Source organism: Pseudomonas sp. MYb185, from assembly GCF_002979975.1.
Classification (GTDB): domain Bacteria; phylum Pseudomonadota; class Gammaproteobacteria; order Pseudomonadales; family Pseudomonadaceae; genus Halopseudomonas.
Map to the genome: position 1 here is coordinate 205067 of NZ_PCQD01000006.1, position 15042 is coordinate 220108.

The 15042-nt window shown below is 61.0% G+C and carries 11 protein-coding genes; 1 reads left to right on the forward strand and 10 read right to left on the reverse strand.

Going from position 1 to position 15042, the window contains the following annotated elements; all coding sequences use genetic code 11:
* Positions 1–316 precede the first annotated feature (316 nt).
* A complete protein-coding gene (locus CQ007_RS11655) occupies positions 317–709 on the forward strand; it encodes a RidA family protein (RefSeq protein ID WP_105645995.1) in 393 nt (130 codons plus the stop codon).
* A 19-nt stretch (positions 710–728) separates the two neighbouring features.
* Here CQ007_RS11655 and CQ007_RS11660 read toward each other — a convergent pair whose 3' ends face one another.
* From CQ007_RS11660 to CQ007_RS11705, 10 genes are all read right to left on the reverse strand, one after another.
* Positions 729–2591, reverse strand: a complete 1863-nt coding sequence (locus CQ007_RS11660) for a sigma 54-interacting transcriptional regulator (RefSeq protein ID WP_105645996.1) — start codon at positions 2589–2591, stop codon at positions 729–731.
* A 40-nt stretch (positions 2592–2631) separates the two neighbouring features.
* Positions 2632–3270 carry a 3-isopropylmalate dehydratase small subunit gene (gene leuD / locus CQ007_RS11665; RefSeq protein WP_105645997.1) on the reverse strand — a complete coding sequence of 213 codons (639 nt, stop codon included), beginning with the start codon at positions 3268–3270 and terminating at the stop codon, positions 2632–2634.
* Between the two features lie 3 nt (positions 3271–3273).
* Positions 3274–4689 carry a 3-isopropylmalate dehydratase large subunit gene (gene leuC / locus CQ007_RS11670; RefSeq protein WP_105645998.1) on the reverse strand — a complete coding sequence of 472 codons (1416 nt, stop codon included), beginning with the start codon at positions 4687–4689 and terminating at the stop codon, positions 3274–3276.
* A gap of 42 nt (positions 4690–4731) precedes the next feature.
* A complete protein-coding gene (locus CQ007_RS11675; RefSeq protein WP_146114577.1) occupies positions 4732–5103 on the reverse strand; it encodes a hypothetical protein in 372 nt (123 codons plus the stop codon).
* Complete coding sequence (locus tag CQ007_RS11680) at positions 5087–5677, reverse strand: isochorismatase family protein (RefSeq protein ID WP_105646000.1); 591 nt, start codon at positions 5675–5677, stop codon at positions 5087–5089. The genes CQ007_RS11675 and CQ007_RS11680 overlap by 17 nt, the downstream gene beginning before the upstream one ends.
* Before the next feature lie 8 nt (positions 5678–5685).
* Positions 5686–7539 (reverse strand): hydantoinase B/oxoprolinase family protein, encoded by a 1854-nt coding sequence (locus CQ007_RS11685; RefSeq protein ID WP_105646001.1) that lies wholly within the window; start codon positions 7537–7539, stop codon positions 5686–5688.
* Between the two features lie 5 nt (positions 7540–7544).
* Positions 7545–9608, reverse strand: a complete 2064-nt coding sequence (locus CQ007_RS11690; RefSeq protein WP_105646002.1) for a hydantoinase/oxoprolinase family protein — start codon at positions 9606–9608, stop codon at positions 7545–7547.
* Between the two features lie 72 nt (positions 9609–9680).
* Positions 9681–10937: a DUF1329 domain-containing protein gene (locus CQ007_RS11695; protein ID WP_105646003.1), complete on the reverse strand. Its 1257-nt coding sequence runs from the start codon at positions 10935–10937 to the stop codon at positions 9681–9683.
* A gap of 16 nt (positions 10938–10953) precedes the next feature.
* Positions 10954–12645, reverse strand: coding sequence for a DUF1302 family protein (locus CQ007_RS11700; RefSeq protein WP_371919825.1), 1692 nt, complete (start codon positions 12643–12645; stop codon positions 10954–10956).
* On the reverse strand, positions 12626–15040 hold the full coding sequence (locus tag CQ007_RS11705) for an RND family transporter (RefSeq protein ID WP_105646005.1): 2415 nt from the start codon (positions 15038–15040) through the stop codon (positions 12626–12628). The genes CQ007_RS11700 and CQ007_RS11705 overlap by 20 nt, the downstream gene beginning before the upstream one ends.
* Between the last annotated feature and the right edge of the window lie 2 nt (positions 15041–15042).

Here is a 15042-nt window from a genome sequence, read left to right on the forward strand (position 1 = left end):
TCCATGCAGCTTGCCAACGTGGTGCGCTCTGAACCTGGCCGCAGATGATAAAGACGCCATGGCACTGGCTTACTGTCTTACTCAGCAATATGGATGCCAACCCACCCCAGCAACACCGGTGCCGCCAGTACCGCCGCGGGCGACTGCAATCCTGAGCCGGGGTCCAGTTCAGGATGAAGGCGTTTCTTGCATATTGCAGTGGCCAGGCTGTGCCATGACGTAGTCCAGCTGCCGGTGGATACCGCCAATGCAGGGCGTCGGCAGCTGGCTCGTTTCTTGCTCCGATATCAGTGACATTCGCTGAGGGGGTTCCGTGATGCAACGTATACATACCCAACCTGATCCGTTTGAGTCCTTTGCCCTGTCCCAGGCAATAGCCGTTGGCGAGTGGATCTTCGTATCCGGGCAGGCAGCCCTGAATGATCAGGGCGACATTGTTGGGGAGGGCAACTTTCGGCTGCAGGCCGAGGCTGCGTTTGACAACCTGCAGGCGATTCTCAAGGCCGCGCACGCCAGTCTGAAGGATGTGGTCAAGGTCACCATCTTCGTGACCGACATGCAGTATTTTCCCGATGTGGTGGAGCTGCGGCGGCGCTACTTTACCCCGCCCTATCCAGCCGACAGCATTGTCGAAGTAAAGGCGCTGGCATTACCGCAACTGATGTTCGAGATCGAGGCCATCGCCATACGCGGCGCAGGTAGCGCATGAATGGCCGAGCGCAGACGCGTTACAGCTCTTCCTCACCGCCGCGTATACGCTTGAGCCGCCGCCACAGTGTGGTCTGGCTGATGCCGAGATACTCCGCGGCCTGTCCCTTGTTGCCACCGAACATCTGCAGTGCCTTGACGATTTCCTCCTGTTCGATGTTGTGCAGATGCCCGCCGCGCGGCTCCGTCGGCGGTTGCTCGTACAGTTCGGGCAGAATTCTGGGCAACGACTCGATCAGCAGTTCACAGTTGCCGTACAGTTTCAGCGAAACGATCAGGCGTTCAACGTAGTTCTCCAATTCCCGCACGTTGCCAGGCCAGCGGTAACGGCGAAAAATCGGGGAAACGCCCTTGACCAACTCATCCACCGCCACCTCGATACCGTAGCGCAGCGACTCGTTGCGCATGAGGAACTCGGTCAGCAGCGGAATGTCTTCCGGGCGCTCGCGCAGCGGCGGAATATGCACCTGGAAGGTGCTGATGCGGTAATACAGATCCTCCCGGAAACGCCCGGCGCGCACCTCCTCCATCAGGTCCACGTTGGCGGCCGCGACGAACTTGATATTCAGCGCGATGGAGCGGCGTGAGCCGACCGGCGAGACTTCACGCTCCTGCAGGACCCTGAGTAGCTTGGCCTGCTGGGCCAGGGGCAGCGAGTTGATCTCGTCCATGAAAAAGGTACCGCCGTTTGCGCTTTCGAGCAGGCCCGACTTGCCACCACTCTTGGCGCTGGTAAAGGCACCCTCGGCGTAGCCGAACAGCTCGGATTCAAACAGCTCCGCCGGAATCGCTGCGCAGTTGATGGCGACAAAGGGCCCATCGGCATTGGCACTGGCCTGATGCGCCTGGCGGGCGGCAAGCTCCTTGCCGGTACCTGTCTCACCCCGAATCAGCACCGTACCGGGAGTGGCCCCATACACCAGCAGCTGGTTCTGCACGTCCGCCATACGGCCAGACTGGTAGACCAACCGGCGATTGTCACCACTCGGTACGGCCACCGGACTGGGCACGACATGGTAGAGATAGCCCACACGCTCACCATCGACCTCGAACGGCTGCTTGCTCAGGCTGCACAGGCGCTCACCCAGCAGCAGCCCCTCAGCGCTGATACTCTCAGCCTCCAGCACCCGGCTATCAAACAGCCCCTCCAGCCGGCGCCGACGGTTGAGTGACGGAACCAGACTGCTGGCGCCAGCATTCCACGATACCAGCCCGCCCTCGCGGTTGGTCAGTATCTGCGCGTTGGGCGTCTGCTCCATCAGAAACTGCACCAGCGCATGCTGCTGCTGTTGGCGTTTGTGTTCGCCGGCATAACGTATCGCCTTGCGTACCAGGTTACGGCAGGACTCCCGCGAGTACAGCAGTACCGACTCCAGCCCCCACTGCTGGGCCAGGTCACAGGCGTAGCTGGAGCCAATAACCACGCCAAACCCCTGGTCACGCAGGTTGTGGAAGATCTCCTTGGCATGTTCTGCGGTGCTGTAGGTGTGATGAGACAGCTCAAGCCCCTCGAACAGGCCGAGCAGTTCAATGTTGGTCTCCTGTCGCTCATAGGTCATCAACAGGATCCGCGAGGAGATCCGCCGGGCGGTGATGACCGCCTGGACCAGATCCGTTTGCTCCACCTTCAAGGCCAGTACCGGCATCGGCAAGGTGTCGTTCAGATAAAAGGCATTGGCACCGGCGCTGATGAAGACATCCACCGCCTGGCGTTCGATCAGGTCCCGGGCGGCGCGCACCGCATCATTGAAAATGTTGTCAATGATGGTGATGCTGGCCAGCGCCTCGAATTCAGGTATGAGACTGTGCACCAGTCTGCTCAGCTTCGAGTTGCCGATCAGGCACACCCTGACCCGTTCAAGCTCCGCATTGGCAAATTCCACGTTCTGACCTCTTTTATTGTTATAAGGGACAGTGGAGCGCTCAGGAACGAAAGATCCAGGGTTCCGCCAGCAGTCTTCCAGCCTCGTGTTCCCTGATCTGCTCAGCATACTGCAAGGTCTCGCCAATTTCGTCCAGCCCGCTGAGCAGATGCTGACGCCGCCCCTCCTCAAGCTCGAAGAACCAACGGAGACTGCCGACTCGCAGCGTCTTTTCCGTCAAGTCCACCTGCGCCTGCAACCCGGGATCGGCCTGTGCCAGGACGAACAACTGGTCGATGTCGGCCTGCGGCAATCTCAGCGGCAGCAGGCCGTTATTGAAACAGTTGTTGGTAAAGATATCGCCGAAGCTGGGTGCGATGATGACCCTCACACCAAAATCCCGCAATGCCCAGACCGCATGTTCACGGCTGGAGCCGCAGCCGAAATTGGCCTGGGCCAGCACCACGCTACCCTGTCGATAAGGCTCCCGGTTGAGAATGAAGTCGGGATTTTCCCGCCGTGATGCCAGCGGGGTATCGATCTCTCCCGGATCCAGGTAGCGCTCGTCGTCGAACAGGAAGGGACCGAAACCATGGGAGTCCAGGCTCTTCAGATACTGCTTGGGCAATAACATGTCGGTATCCATGTTGGCCCGGTTCAGCGGAATGATGATGCCCGTATGCTTGATCAAAGGCTGCATGGCTCAAAGGCTCCTGAAGTCGACCAGTTCCCCGGCCACTGCGGCAGCGGCGGCCATGGCCGGGGACATCAGATGGGTGCGCCCGCCCTTGCCCTGACGCCCTTCGAAGTTGCGATTGGAAGTGGCGGCACAACGTTCGCCCGGGTTGAGGCGATCCGCATTCATGCCCAGACACATGGAGCAACCCGGCGCGCGCCACTCGAACCCCGCCGCCTTGAAGATGCGGTCCAGCCCCTCACGCTCGGCCTGCAGCCGCACCAGCCCGGAACCCGGCACCACCAGCGCCTGGCGAACGCGAGCATGTACCCGATGATTACGCAGCACCGAGACAGCCGCGCGAAGGTCCTCGATGCGGGCGTTGGTACAGGAACCGATGAATACGCGATCCACGGGTAGTCCAGCCAGCGGCTGTTCCGGTTCCAGCCCCATGTAGGCACGGGCACGCTCCCAATCCAGCCGTTGCAGGGCATCGCGTGCCTGTGCATCGCTGGGAACACGACCGTCAATCGGCACCACCATGTCCGGAGAGGTCCCCCAGGTGACCTGCGGCTGTACATCCTCGGCGTCGAGTTCGACGACCTTGTCGAACGGCGCACCCGCATCGGAGTGCAAGGTACTGCGCCAGTTCTGTATCGCCTTTTGCCAGGTCTCGCCCGCAGGCGCCATGGGCCGCCCCCTGACGTATCGCTCGGTGACCTCATCGTAGGCCACCAGCCCGACCCGGGCGCCCGCCTCGATGCTCATGTTGCACAGCGTCATCCGCCCTTCCATGCTCAGGGCCTCGATCGCCGTGCCAGAGAATTCCAGGGCATGACCACTGCCACCGGCGGCACCAATATGCCCGATGATGTACAAGGCCAGGTCCTTGGCGGTAATCCCCGGCGCCAGCCGGCCATTGACCTGGATACGGAAGTTCTTCAGCTTGCGGCTGCGCAGCGTCTGGGTCGCCAGTACATGTTCGACTTCGCTGCTGCCGATGCCATGGGCCAGCGCAGCAAAAGCACCGTGGGTGGCGGTGTGGGAATCACCACACACCAGGGTCACCCCCGGCAGGGTAAAACCCTGCTCTGGCCCGACGATGTGGACTATGCCCTGCCGCGCGTCATCCAGCGCAAACAGGGGAATCTCGAAGTCCCGGCTGTTGCGCTCCAATGCCGCGATCTGCCGCCGGGCGATGGGATCGGCGACGCCGCCAATGCCCTGTTCGCGGCTGAGCGTCGGCACGTTGTGATCCGGTGTCGCCAGGCTGGTATCGAGCCGCCAGGGCTGTCGACCCGCCAGGCGCAGGTTGGAAAATGCCTGGGGCGAGGTTACCTCGTGCAACAGATGGCGATCGATATACAGCAGAGCCGAGCCATCCGGCATCTCCGCGACCCGGTGCCGCTCCCAGAGTTTGTCATAGAGCGTTTGTGCTCCCATATGTACCTCGAGACAATCAATTATCAACGGTATCGCGCGTCTTCAGCGATGGTGAGGCGTCCAGGGTATCCAGCGATACAGCGCTTCAGTGGTACCGTTGGCGACACGGTAGCCGCAGTAACTATCCAGCCGCCCTCCCGCTTGGGGCTGGATGATGCATAAAGGGCGCCTGCAGCTCCGCTCGTCGATATCAGCCAGTTCAAGTGCCTGTCTGCTGCGATCCAGCTCAGTACCTGATACCTCGCGCTGTACACCATCAAGGCGTGCGACGTTGGCCTTGAAATGCCCTACCCAGGCGGCGACATACTGCTCACACAGCGGCGACTGCCGGGGCAACTCCGGCGGTGCGACACCGCCGGGCTGGGAGGCGCAGGCGCTCAAGCAGAGCGACAGCACGCTAGCCAAGCAGCGCAAGGCACTCCTCCACGCTGCGAACGTCCGCATACTTGATATTCAAGTCCCTGAGGTTGGCGGCATGCGCCTGCGCATCGCGATCCCCGGTGGCCTGCTCGGGAATCAGCACCCGGAAGTCGTGCTGCAATGCATCCACCGCAGTGGCACGCACGCAACCACTGGTGGTCAGGCCGGTGACCATCACACCATCAGCCCCGGCCTGGCGGATCAGCTCCGCCAGGTTGGTGCCGAAGAAGGCGCTGGCCCAGAACTTCACGATCACCGGCTCATCCGGCCCGGGCTCCAGCCGCGGATCGATTTCCACCAAGGGTGAACCTGCCTGCAGCACATCCAGTACCGGCAATTTTTCGCGAAATACACGGGCCTGCGCCGGATCGTCATAGGCCACGGTGGTGAAGAACACTGGCCAGCCGCGCCGGCGAAACGCCTCAAGCAGCTGGGCATTGGCCGCCACCACAGCGTCACAGGCACTGGCCAGCGGGCTGCGTTGTGGATCGGTAAAACCCACGGTCAGGTCAACCAGCACCAGCGCATAGCGCTGGGCTGGGGTCAGGGAACGGGAATCCAGAGCCATGCCACACCTCAATTCCAGGATGGGGTAACCGGTGCCGGCAGGCCGGTTTCCTCAAGGCAGCGCGCCTTGAGCTGATCCAGCGTGCCACCACGATCAAACAGCTGAAGTTCGCCACGCGCGGCGGCCATCTGCTCGCGCAGGCCTGCGGTGGCCTGGGTTTCGACGGCATCATCGACGATCACCACGCCATAGCGGCGAGCGCCGTCAATGCTGACCAGGCCCTTGCGCACATCGCGCAGCACCAGTGCCGGGTCACGCGCCAGGGGGTCACCCCAACCGCCACCGCCCCAGGTATCGAACAGCAGCAGATCACCAGCCTTGACCTGAATGTTGTCGCACTTGGCCGGCAATATCTGCCGGCTGCCATCGGCCCGCAGCAGCTCCTTGCGACTGCGCTCACCCGGCGACCCGCCGTTGACGCCCCAGGGATAGGTCAACCAGCGATCGTCATGGATGGAGACATCCCCGTCGACCAGCAACCGATAGGCCACGCGCAGACCGTTGCCGCCCCGGTGCAGCCCCGCGCCACCGGAGTCGGCCAGCGTCTCGTAGGTTTCGATACGCAGCGGGAAGTAGGCCTCGACGAATTCATTGGGTACGTTGGTAAAGCCAGGCCACAGCGAGTGGCCATCCGGTCCATCGCCCACCGGCCGCCCGGGAATGCCGCCAAAGCCGATCTGGAACAGCTGGAACCACTCGCCTTTCTGGTCATAACCGGAGTACATGAAGTGCGGCGAGTCGGAAAAACCGGCCGCGTTCATGGCTTCCGGCGTGCCCTGGCCGAGCAGTCCGCCCATCATGTCGAAGATGCGGCCAAGCAGATGCGTGCGACAGGACAGCGCCGCCGGGAAGTTCGGCTTGAGGATCGAACCCTGGGGAATACGCACTTCGACCAGGTCATAGAAACCATCGTTGAGCAGAATCGCCGGATCATAGAGACTGATGGTCAAGGCGCCGAAGAAGATCTTGAACATCTCTTCGTTGACATAGAAGTTGACCGAGGAAGGAGCCTGCGGGTCGGTACCCTCGAAGTCGAAGATCGCCTTGTCCCCTTCCCGCCACAGCGCGCAACGCAGGGTGTATGGTCCCAGCCCGGCACCGTCATCACAGATATAGTCTTCGAACTCCTGACGCTGCTCAGGCACCACCCGGGTGATGACCTCGCGCATGGCCCGGTAGGTACGGTCGAGCATTTCCTGCTGGGCACTGTAGAAGGCGTCATCGCCGAAGCGCTCGGCCAGTTCGACGCAGCGCCTGCCCGCGGTACGGCAGGCGGCGACGATGGCATTCAGGTCGGAGCGGTTCCAGCGCGGCATGCGCACGTTGTGCAGAATGACATCGAGCATGTCGCTGTTCATTTCACCGCGGCGATACAGCTTGACCGGGGGAATGCGAATACCTTCTTCCCAGATGGTGCTGGCATTGGTCGGCAGACTGCCGGGAACCTTGCCACCCACATCGGACATATGCCCGAACATGGCAGCATAGTTGATGATCCGCCCATCCTTGAAGATCGGCATGAGCACCAGCCAGTCCGGCAGATGGCTGACGGCGCCGTTGCACAGATAGGGGTCATTGGTCAGGAAGATGTCCCCTTCTTCGATCTCGCCCTCATAGCTGTCGAGGAAACCGGTGATGAAGGAGCCGAACTGTCCGACGATCATCTTGCCCTCGGATGTGGCGATCATCGGGAAGGCATCGCCCTGCTCGCGGATGCCCGGACTCATGGCGGTACGGAACAGTACCGCGTCCATTTCCTTGCGGGCGTTGGCCAGCGCGTTCTCGACAATATCGATGGTGATGTTGTCCACGTCGATACGCTGGAACGGGGTGTTGTTGGTCTGTTTTATTTTCGCAACCATTGTTGTTACTCCTGACCCTGGGGGCGAATCAATAGGTTGCCGACATGATCGACAGCGGCTTCGTAACCGGGAAATAGGACGGTGGTCGAGTCCATCTCCATGACGATGGCAGGACCGGGCACCACCAGCCCCGGAGCCAGGCGCTGACGCTGGTACAGGGTGGCCTGGTGCTCTTCACCGGAAACATAGATGGTCGAGGTTCCGGTCGCCGCGTCCTGCAGGCTGACGCCCTCGGTTGCAAATACCCGCTCGGTGATCTCCGGGCGTGGCGAACGGGCGATGGCCCGCAGGTTGACCAGTTCATGCGCCTCGCTCAGGGCAAAGGTGAACAGCTGTTCGTGTTCGGCGTCGAAGGCGCTGGTGATCGCCGCCAATCCCTGCTCCTGTAGCGCCTGGAGCTCGATATCCAGCGTCAGCAGCAGGGCCTGCCCCTGATACCGCACGTCTGCCTGCCAGGTCAGCTGTTGCAGTTCGGCCGGCACGCCCTGCGATGCCAGCGAACCGCGCACGGTATCGCCCAGTTGCTGCAGGGTTTGCAGCACCTCTTCCTTTTCAAGCTCGCTGATGCGCTTGACCAGTGAACGGGACGCTTCGTCCTTGACCCGGGTCGTTGCATCGCCATAGGCACAGAGCACCCCCGGCGCAGGCGGTACGATGACCGGCCAGGAGTTCATCAGAATGCCCATGGCATTGGCATGCAACGGGCCTGCACCGCCGAAACCACAGAGCGCAAAATCACGCGGGTCGTAGCCCTGCTCGACGCTGATCAGGCGCAGTGCACCGTACATGTGCTCGGTGGCGATGCGCACGATGCCCTCGGCGGCGTCGTACAGCGACACTCCCATGGCATCGGCGATCTTCTGCACCGCAGCGGTGGCCAGGTCCCTGCGCACCTGAAAATCACCACCCAGCTTCTGTTCGGCCGGCAGATAGCCCAGCACCACGTTGGCGTCGGTCACCGTGGCGTCTTCACCGCCACGGTCATAGGCCGCCGGTCCCGGCACCGCCCCTGCGCTTTCCGGGCCGACGCGCAGCGCTTTGGTCAGTTCGGGAACGGAGGCAATGGAGCCACCGCCGGCACCCACCGTGCGTACATCCACCGATGGGGCGCGCACCGACACATCCCCTACCCGCGTCTCCCGACGAATGCGCGCCTGGTTGTTGTCGATCAGCGCCACATCCGTGGACGTGCCGCCGACATCGAAGGTCAGCACCTTGCTGAAGCCACCGCGGGAGCAGAACCAGATAGCCCCCGCCACACCGCCGGCCGGCCCGGACAGCAGCATGTTGACCGGCGTCGCTGCAGCCGACTGGCTGGTGGCCAGGCCACCGTCGGAACGCAGGATCGACAGTTGCACATCCGGGCGCAGGCGCTTGACCAGCTCGCTCTGCAGGTGCTCCATGTAGGCCGCGACCTGCGGACGCACATAGCTGTTGACCACGGTGGTTTCGGTACGCTCGTACTCCTGCATTTCCGGCACCACCTCGGAGGACAGCGAGACCGGAATGCCCGGCATCACCTGCTGCGCCAGCTCATAGATGGCCCGCTCGTGCACATCGCTGGCATAGGCGTTCACCAGGCTGATGGTCAGCGCTTCGATACCGGTTTTCCTGAGCCGCTGCAGCTCCTCGATCATGGCCTGGCGATCGAGCTCGCGCACCACATTACCCTGAGCGTCGATCCGCTCATCGGCCTCGACCGTCCATTCCAGCGGTGCCAGCAGTTCCCCCTTGTTGAAGGTGACCCAGCCGCCCAGGCCGCCCGGTACGAAGGAGCGGGCGATATGCAGTACCTGCTTGTAGCCCTTGGTGGTTACCAGACCAACCTTGGCACCACGACGGGTCAGGATGGCATTGGTAGCGACGGTGGTACCGTGCATGACCGAGCGGATATCCGAGGGCTCGACCCCGGAGATCCGACACAGTTTTTCTATTCCCTGGAGCACCGCAATCGAGGGATTGTGCGGTGTCGAAGGTACCTTTGCGGTAAAACTGTCGCCGGTTGCATCATTGATAAGAAGCAGGTCGGTGAAGGTCCCGCCCACGTCTGCACCCAAACGAAAACTCATGTTGCCTCCAGCACTTTTATTGGAATTATGTTGCGCCATGGAAACCGGGGTGCCCGCACCCCGGCGGCCAGATTAACGTGCAGCCCTTTCCAGCTCACGTAGAGCGATATCGTCGGCGGTGATCCCGGGCGTATTCAAACGCGGACCACCGAGGACGAACACCGTGCCATGACGCCGCTGGTAGTCGATGGTGAAACCCGCAGCCGAAACAATACCGACATCACCGTCCTCGGTCTTGATGGTCTTGAGGTGATAGTTCATCCATTTCCAGAACTGGCCCTGGCGATCATAGGCCTCAGCCTGGTAGAAACGCGGGAACTCCACATCCATATACATGACTTTCTTGCTGTAGGGGTGCTCCGGCGGCGTGGTCGCCTCCACGACCCAGACCTCGCGGGGTTCCCAATGATCGTTGGGGTTCCAGTGTGGCCAGTTGTCCAGGTCGACCACAGGAAACTCGGCATTGCCGGAGGCCTTCTGGTTCCATGTATCCCCGGTGGAGTTGGCTACAGCCAGGATCCAACGTTTGCCCAGCAGCTTGTACTCCGGATACCAGGTCGGGTGGGCATTGAAGATCTCGATATCATCATTGAGCTGGTCGGTGCCCCCGATCGGATCCATCCAGGTACCACCCGAGAGACGACGGGTGCGCCGTACGGACTTCACATAGGCCCATGAATCCTCCAGCTTGGGCGAGTCATAGCGAATGGTGAACAACCCCAGGCCCCGGATATCGTTGGGGTAGGTGGCATACAACAGCGTCTTGGTGAGGATACTGCCATCACCCTCGACCACCTGGTCGGTACCCAGGCGCCCCTTCAGGAAGTAGCGCTTGAATGCCCATTGCTGGCGCCGCTCCAGGCCCACCTTATCGTTGAGGAACAGGTAACCGAAGTTCGGGTAGTCCTGCATGTTCTTGATCGGCTGTGCGTAGTGATGATTCCAGATCAGTTTGGCAGCCGCATCCGGGTCATCCTCGCTGACATTGGGAAACGGTATACCCGCCACCCAGCCTTCAACCACACGGGTGTCGGGGTTGTATACCGCCTTGCCGGCGTTCTCCTGGGTTGCCGCCAGGTAGTCCCTGCCCAGCACAACCGGTTCGGATGCCTTGAGCCTCAGGCTCAAGCCTTCATTCTGGATCAACAGTTTCATTCGCTCGGTCAGCAAACTGTCTATGCTGTGGCCTTCGAAGCTGTCGCTCAGGTGTTGCTCAAGACTCTGCTTATTGATGACGGTGCCTGGAGCCAGCTCCGCTGCCTGGGCAACCAGGGAGGCGGACAGCGTCAGCGCCAGAGCGGCCGTCAGTCGATGTATGGTGAGTTTCATTATTGTTATCTCCCGATCAGAACTGATAGGTAATGCGCAGCGACAACTGGTCGTTGCCGGCGAAATAACCGAACAGGTTGGTATTGTTGAACCCCTGCAGTGCACGCTTCTGCCGCTGATCATCGAAGAAGATGTCCGCTTCGGCACGTATTCTCCAGTGATTGCCATAGGCAAGCTCGACACTCGGAATCACGAAGCTACCGCCGTAGCTCAGGTCGGTCCCCAGCGCCAGCGACGGGTTGATACGGTCGTTGTCATAGTTGGTAGCCAGAATGGCCGTGGCGATGGTGGAATGCTCCTTGGTACGACCGCTGAAGCCGGCCGAGTTGACTATCTCGTCATCACGATCGAAGTTGGTGATCCAGGTATTGAACAGCTGCACCGAGAAGAACGACGGACGGCTGGTCCTGAGATAGCGCTGCAGGCTCAGCTGCTTGTCCATGCGCAACATGGTCTTGACCACATCTTTCTCGATGATGCCGCAGAAACCCGGGAAGAACGCGCAACCACCGACCTCTCCCGCTTGAATACCGACGTTGTACGGCGCGTTGGGGATGTAGGAAATTTCGGTTGAGAACACCGCATCAAGCGACTCGACATAGCGGTTGGCGGTGACACCGAACACGTCCACGAACGGGAAGATCAGTTCGCCCACCGTGGAGTTCGGGTCGGAGCGGTAGTCACCCTTGTAGGCACCCTCGAAGCGGCGGCCACTGGCCGCGTCGCCCACACCCAGGGGGTTGTTCGGGTTGGGGTTGATCACCGGGTTCAACGACGGACCATGGAACCAGCCCAGCGAGTATTCCCACTCCCCGACCATGCTCTTCCAGCGCAGGCCGTAGGACGGATCGTCCATATCAGCTTCTTTATGATTGAAGTTGTATGGCACATCCGCACCGAAGGTGGCCGACTCGAAGGTGATGCCCTTGTTCGGGTTATTGGCCCAGCGCCCACCTTCCAGGTCGAAGCTGTTGCCGCGATCACGCGCCCGATTCATTCGGCCGGGGATGTACAGCAGTTGCAGGCTGCCATTCAGGCTATCGAAACGCTCAATGACGTTGACCATCCACAGCGACTTGCGCGAGTCCTCGTTCTCCGGCTCCAGGAAGGAGCGGATACGATTGTCATAACCGTGGATGACGTCCAGCGACTGGAAGAAGTCGGTTTCGCCCCAGACCACCTGCTGTTTACCCAGTTTCAGCGAGGTGCTAGGCCGTACGTCGGTCTGCCACCAGAACTCGCGAATCTCTTCGCTGTTGTACACATCGTCCATCAGGTTCACAGCGGACTTGGTGCGATTGCTGAATAGATCCGACGCCGCGTTGCGATCCATGGCGCGCTGCAGATCCTTCAGGTAGTCGGTCTCCACTTCCCGGGCAACGCGGCCGGAAATATACAACTGCGAATTGCCCAGCTCCTTGTACATGTTGAGTTTGAGGATGGTTCGGGCCATGGACAGGTCATACCGGTAATTGCCCCGACGCTCGGCGCCAACCAGCCCGTTTGGATCCCGCGTATCCATGACGTAGGGATTCTCGAGGTTCCACGACAGGTGTTCGCGAATGTAGCCGCTGAACTCCCAGTCCTCGAAAAAGCCAGCGTCAGCCCTAGCCAGATCATGCGCTCCCATACTCGCTGCCAAGACCGCACAGGCAAGAGAGGTTCGCATGGCGCTCGATTTTGTCTTGTTATACGCGCTCATATTCATTTCCCGATGTATTCAGGTTGGTGAGGTTGCCCTCTGATGGGGCGTGGTTCGACTGGCTGGCGCCAAAGATGAAGTCAGGTTTGAACACCAGCGCAAGCGAAGGCATGACGAAGAGGGAGGTCAACGCTGACACGGCCAGCCACAGGCCGATCAACATGCCCATCTCCGCCTGAAAACGCAGTGATGAAAAGGACCAGAACAGTACGCCGGCGGCCAGCGTGAAGGCGGTCAGCACCACCCCACGGCCCGCCGAACCAAGGGACTGCAGTACCGCATCCAGGTGATCAGCTTCAGGGTGTTTCTCCAGGTACTCCTTCATCGAGTCGACGATATAGAAGGCGTAATCCACCCCCAGGCCTATGCCCAGCGCCACCACTGGCAGGGTACTGATGCTCATGCCGATCCCCTGCCAGGCCATGAAGGCGAAGGTCACCACGTTGGAGATCAATACCGGAATGATGAAGAAGATCCCGCTGACCGAGGAGCGGTACACCACCAGGCAACAGAGCACCACCACCAGGAAGGCCAGGGCGGTTGCCGCGATCTGGTCATTCAACAGAATCTCGTTGACCGCCGCGATAATCCCCAGCACGCCACCGAACAGCTTGACCTCAACGCCCTCCAGCGGGTTTTCGGCGATGAACTGGTTGGCGTAGTGGGTCGCCTTGCGCAGGGTGTCGCCCTTGTGGTCACGGAAGAACAGGGTTACCGAAGCGTTGTTGAATACCACATCGACAAACTGGTTCAGGTCATCCGGGTCGGCCCCCTGCATGTAGAAGCTGATCAGTTCGCCATTCTCCATACTGCTGGCCCCCAGCTCGCCGTAGCGCGGATTGCCCTCGTAGAGATTGCGCCGGATGTCGATGACGATATCGGCCAGCGATACCGCACCGCCGATCTCCGGTTGACGCTCCATATAGCGCGAGAAGCGCAGCATCCAGTCCAGCACTTCGGGGCGTTTCATCGCGTCCAGCTCCCCGCCTTCGAGCACCACGAACATCTGCTCGGAACCGGGATACAGCTGGTTGATCAAGGCACTGTCACGGTTGAACTGCGAGTTCTGCCAGAGGATCGGCGAGCCATCGCTGGCATCCCCCACGTTGACCTTGGTGGCTTCGAACATGAAACCGGCCAGCAGCACCAGCGTGATCGGCCCAACCCAGTACCGGGCACGGGTGCGCACTACCCACTTGGCTCCCGACAGGATGGCCCGCATGAACCCATCCAGGTTGAAGGGGTGTGCATAGCCCTGCGGATGGCGGATGTACGACAGCAATACCGGGGTAAGAAACACCGCCGAGACCGTGATGCTCATCACCCAGATGGCACCAACGATGGCGACCTTGTGCAGCAGCGGGATGGGCGTGATGATCACGCAGAGGATCGCGCCGGCATCGGCGTACAGCCCCAGCATGCTCGGACGGAACAGCTCACGCATGGTCTGCTCGGCCGCCTTGCGGGCGTCCAGCTCGCCATTCAGTATCAGATCGTCAAAGCGGGTGATCATCTGCACCGAATGGGAGAAAGCCCGGGCCGTGATGATGAAGGCAACGACGATGACCAGGGGGTCGAAGTTGTAGCCCAGCAAGGTGCCGATCCCCAGCGCCCAGACCGCCGCCACCACACCGGCGATCAGCGGCAGTATGGTGCCGCGCCAGGTGCGGGCGAATACGAACAGCAGCACCAGCATGGCCATCAGCGACAGAACGGCGATGCTGACCGTCTCGTCCAGGTAGTGCGACACCCAGCCATACAGGATCGGCTCACCCACCAGGTGCAGGCTCACCTGATCCGCCACCGGCGAGGCATCCAGCAGCCCCTGGATCTGCGGAAAGATGGTGCTGTAGTCCACCAGGTGATCGTAGAAGTCCACCTGGATCAGCGCAGAGCTCAGGTCCCGATCGACAAACAGGCCATATACCAGCGGATTGTTCAGTACCGCCTGGCGCAAGTCCCGCATCTGCTCCGCTGTTGTCGGCAGGTCTGGCCACATCAGCGGCCGGGTTTCGATGCCTTCGCTGGAGGCGTTGACGCGCTTGAGCTTCTTCGAGGCCAGCGAGGTAATCTGCATGGGATTGACCCCTTGCACCTGTTGCAGACCAACCGTAATGCGCTGGATCTCCCTGAGAATCTCCTGGCGGAAGATGTCGCCTTCCCGGGCTTTGACCAGGATGGTGACCCGGTTGCTGGCGGCAAAACTGTCCTGGTATTTCTGGTGCACTTTTACGTAGGGATGATCATGGGGAACCATGTCACTGAAACGTGTGCGGATATCCAGCCCACTCAGTGCCAGTGCAAAGCCCAGGGTGATGATGCCGACCACGACCAGCACCACAAGGCGATGGCGGATGGCCCAGGCGCTCAGACGCGCGGTGCGAGTTGCAAGGTAATTCATGA

Coding starts and splice junctions, on each gene's coding strand:
- leuC (WP_105645998.1), bottom strand. CDS start 4,689: ATGGGAGCACAAACGCTCTATGACAAACTCTGGGAGCGGCACCGGGTC.
- CQ007_RS11705 (WP_105646005.1), bottom strand. CDS start 15,040: ATGAATTACCTTGCAACTCGCACCGCGCGTCTGAGCGCCTGGGCCATC.
- CQ007_RS11685 (WP_105646001.1), bottom strand. CDS start 7,539: ATGGTTGCGAAAATAAAACAGACCAACAACACCCCGTTCCAGCGTATC.
- CQ007_RS11680 (WP_105646000.1), bottom strand. CDS start 5,677: ATGGCTCTGGATTCCCGTTCCCTGACCCCAGCCCAGCGCTATGCGCTG.
- CQ007_RS11690 (WP_105646002.1), bottom strand. CDS start 9,608: ATGAGTTTTCGTTTGGGTGCAGACGTGGGCGGGACCTTCACCGACCTG.
- CQ007_RS11655 (WP_105645995.1), top strand. CDS start 317: ATGCAACGTATACATACCCAACCTGATCCGTTTGAGTCCTTTGCCCTG.
- CQ007_RS11700 (WP_371919825.1), bottom strand. CDS start 12,645: ATGAATATGAGCGCGTATAACAAGACAAAATCGAGCGCCATGCGAACC.
- CQ007_RS11695 (WP_105646003.1), bottom strand. CDS start 10,937: ATGAAACTCACCATACATCGACTGACGGCCGCTCTGGCGCTGACGCTG.
- leuD (WP_105645997.1), bottom strand. CDS start 3,270: ATGCAGCCTTTGATCAAGCATACGGGCATCATCATTCCGCTGAACCGG.